General features: G+C 64.9%; 3 protein-coding genes. 1 reads left to right on the top strand and 2 read right to left on the bottom strand.

The annotated features are described in order from the left end of the window. Positions 1-390: 390 nt before the first annotated feature. Complete coding sequence (locus ABTW95_RS35555) at positions 391-1,170, top strand: phosphotransferase enzyme family protein (RefSeq protein WP_500228623.1); 780 nt, start codon at positions 391-393, stop codon at positions 1,168-1,170. Positions 1,171-1,645: 475 nt separating this feature from the next. Here the strand turns inward: ABTW95_RS35555 and ABTW95_RS35550 are convergent, their stop codons facing one another. After that, complete coding sequence (locus tag ABTW95_RS35550; protein WP_500228622.1) at positions 1,646-2,446, bottom strand: inositol monophosphatase family protein; 801 nt, start codon at positions 2,444-2,446, stop codon at positions 1,646-1,648. Continuing rightward, positions 2,443-3,117: a DUF5919 domain-containing protein gene (locus ABTW95_RS35545; RefSeq protein ID WP_500228621.1), complete on the bottom strand. Its 675-nt coding sequence runs from the start codon at positions 3,115-3,117 to the stop codon at positions 2,443-2,445. The genes ABTW95_RS35550 and ABTW95_RS35545 overlap by 4 nt, the downstream gene beginning before the upstream one ends. Between the last annotated feature and the right edge of the window lie 100 nt (positions 3,118-3,217).

Below are 3,217 nucleotides of genomic sequence, written 5' to 3'. Positions count from 1 at the left end.
AAGCTCGCCGTCCGCTACCAAGCCACTGTCCAGGTCGCTGCCATCAACATCTGGCTTCAAGCCCTGGCCAACACCACTTTCTAAACACTGCCTAGCCCTCCCACGCCGAGCACGGTGAGTAGCATCCAGCGACCGAACTGGCCCAGGCTGCACAGCCCTGGTCGAACAGGTTCATCAGAAACTCACCGGGCAATTTCACCAACCCCGCAGATGAGCCGGTAGAGACGTTGGTCGGGGTACTGCTGATCCTCAGCGAGCGGTGAGCAACCGGTCGCAGGCGATTCACCGGCAAACCGTCGTTGGCTGTCTAGGCCGCGAAGGTGCCGACCGGCGGCTGTGATGCTCCCGTCAAGCAGTGACCACGCGCGGCCGACCCGAGACACTGGTCCAATGCAGCATGAGGAAGAGCCGCTGCCCGGCGGCAACGTCAGTGATGGAGTCGTTCGCGTCGGAGACACCGTTCGCCGTCCCACCGGGCCGTGGACGCCGGCAGTCCATGCCTTGCTCACCCACTTGCACGAGGTGGGATTCAGAGCGGCACCTCGCCCACTGGGCATTGACGACCAAGGGCGCGAAGTCCTGACTTTCATGCCAGGACACGTGATTTGGCCCGACCGGTTCTCTCATCTGAACCCAGCTGCACAACTGGCTCGCGTCGCACAGTTGATCAGGGAGTTCCACGACGCGGTCCAAGGCTTCAGACCACCGTCCGACGCCCGTTGGCAGACGCTGATCCCCGCTGACGGCAGTGACATCATCGCCCATCACGATCTGGCCCCATGGAACCTCGTGATCGGAGATGACACGCAGTGGGCCTTCATCGACTGGGACGCTGCAGGCCCCGGTTCCCGCTTGTGGGACATCGCATATGCCATTCATGGGTTCATCCCGCTGTCGGCGGATCCCAAGTGGCAACGCCATGACGCTGCAGACCGGCTGAGGGTCTTCGTCGACGCCTACGGCCTCGACGAAGCGGAACGCCGTGAACTCGTCCCTCTGCTGGCACGCCGTACGCGTTCCATGCATGACTTCCTGCATGATCAGGCGGCCCAGGGCGTGCACCCCTGGGCAAGACTCTGGGCAGAGGGCCACGGCGATATCTGGCGAAGCGATGCCGAGTACATCGAGGAACGCGAAAACCAGTGGCTGCAAGCGTTGCTCGCCGGCTGAAGAGCACCGGCTAGGGCCGTCGCAACACTCAAAGTGTTGCGACGGCCCCTGGAATCCGCCATCGGGATGACTGGTGGAGCCTAGGGGATTCGAACCCCTGACACCTCCGGCCCCGACGAGACCTGTACTTAGCGGCGGGCAGTTCCGTCAAGGGTGGCCGTAGGCCATCATGTAGCGACGCCGTAAGCGCCCTTGACGGGTTCTGGCCGCCGCCATCCTCGACAGATCAGGTCGGGGGGAGCCCCGCGGATCTCCATCTCAGCTTGCAACGTCCCTGTACCGGGTTGGCTTGAGCTTGTACCTGCTGCACCCATGACAGGCGGCGGCGCGCCCCGTGGCGGGTGGTCGGAGCGGGGCCGGCGGGCGCGTCGCGATGCGCGGTCCGGCTCCGCCGTCCGGTGACCGGCGCTCACGCCGCACGCTCCGGGCGGCCAGGCGCGGGGCCGCGCAGGCTTACTCTCCGCTGACTCTCCGGCTAGCTGCTACTCACCTCGTTGACGAGGGCGGCGATTTCGTCGGTGATTGCTGGTGCCGCGCCGATGGTAGCGGACGCATTAAAGGTATGGGCGGCGCCGTCTTGGTCTCTGACCGTTGCTCCGGCTTCGCGGGCGATGATGACGCCAGCGGCGGTGTCCCAGGGTTTGTTTGAGAGCGTGATACTGGCGTCAAGCTTGCCTTCGGCGACCCAAGCGAGATCTATGGCGGCTGAGCCGAGCATGCGGATTCGTTGGACGTTGGCGGCTAGGCGTTCGGTTAGGGCGATGCGTTGGCGGTTCTTGGCCTCGGCTCCCTCGCCTACGGCGTAGTCGCCAATCGCGACGATGGCGTCTTTGAGGTTGGTGGTCATGCTGGCTTGGATGCGGCGGGCTCCGAGGTAGGCGCCGGTGTGCTGAGCGGCGTGGTAGCGGTCGCCTAGGAACGGCAGGTCGATGACACCGACCACGGGGCGACCTCGCTCGATGAGGCCGAGGGAGAAGCCGCAGAGCGGAATGTTGCGAACGAAGTTGGCGGTGCCGTCCACTGGGTCGATTGCCCAGAGGAGTTCGCCGGTGGTGTCGCCGGTGATGCCTTCTTCTTCGCCGAGTATGGCGATGTCGGGGGTTCGCTGTTTTAGGTAGTCGCGGACGGCTCGTTCTACGGCGTAGTCGACTTCGCTGGCCATGTCGCGGTCGCCCTTGGCGGTGAGCAGGCCAGGGACGCGGGTGCGCACTAGGTCGCTGGCGATCTGTGCTGCCTTGAGGGCGACGGGTAGTAGTACGGCTGGTGCGTCGGTCATACTGGGCGGCCTCGTTCCCATAGCGCGTTGAAGATCTCTTCGAACGTCCCATACAAGCCTGCTCCGGTCGGGTTGCGTTCGGCGAGGAAGGTGGGCGAGTCGACTCCGCGGGCGTTCGGTAGGTAGGGCTGCATCACGCAGAGCTTGTCGTTGATGAGCGTGATGTTGAACCGGATCGTCTCGTCGTAGACGGCGACGGATAGACGGTCTTGGGCCTCGGGCAATAGGCGCTTGCGTAGGCGGGTCAGGACCTCGATGTTCAGGCGCGTGAGGGTGGTGAGGTGGTTGTCTGTGTAGCCTTCTTCCCGCTCACGGGCTCGGATGGCCTCGCCTTCGGGGTCAAGGAACAGGGCTTGCAGGGTGGTGCCGTCCTCGATGAGCCGGTAGAGGCGCTGGTCCGGGTACTGCTGGCAGAGCATATTGAGGGAGAGGCCGGCGGCCCGGATGCTGCTCGCACCGTCGAGTAGTGCGTGTGGCGGGTGCGCGTATGAGAACTCGGCGCGGGTGGGAAAGACGGCGGTGACGTCGGCGTAGGGGTTGGGGCCTACTCGGTCGGCGGCGGATTCGAGGTCGGCGCGCTCGTCGCTGGGGGCGTAGGCGGTGGGCTCGTCGGCCAGGACGTGAGGCGGGCAGGGGGCGAACAGCTCGTCGGCCGTCCACTCGGGGAACATCGTCTCTAAGCCTCGATCCACCGGGTGATTGCTGTTCAGGTTGCGGAAACGACAAAAGGGATGCCCCGTGGCCTGCGATGATGGGCTTGTCTAAGGTCCA

The sequence above is a fragment of the Spirillospora sp. NPDC127506 genome, from assembly GCF_040302145.1.
Taxonomy (GTDB): Bacteria; Actinomycetota; Actinomycetes; order Streptosporangiales; family Streptosporangiaceae; genus Spirillospora.
The sequence above is the reverse complement of the archived record's forward strand: the minus strand, read 5'-3'. Positions and strand labels throughout refer to the sequence as shown.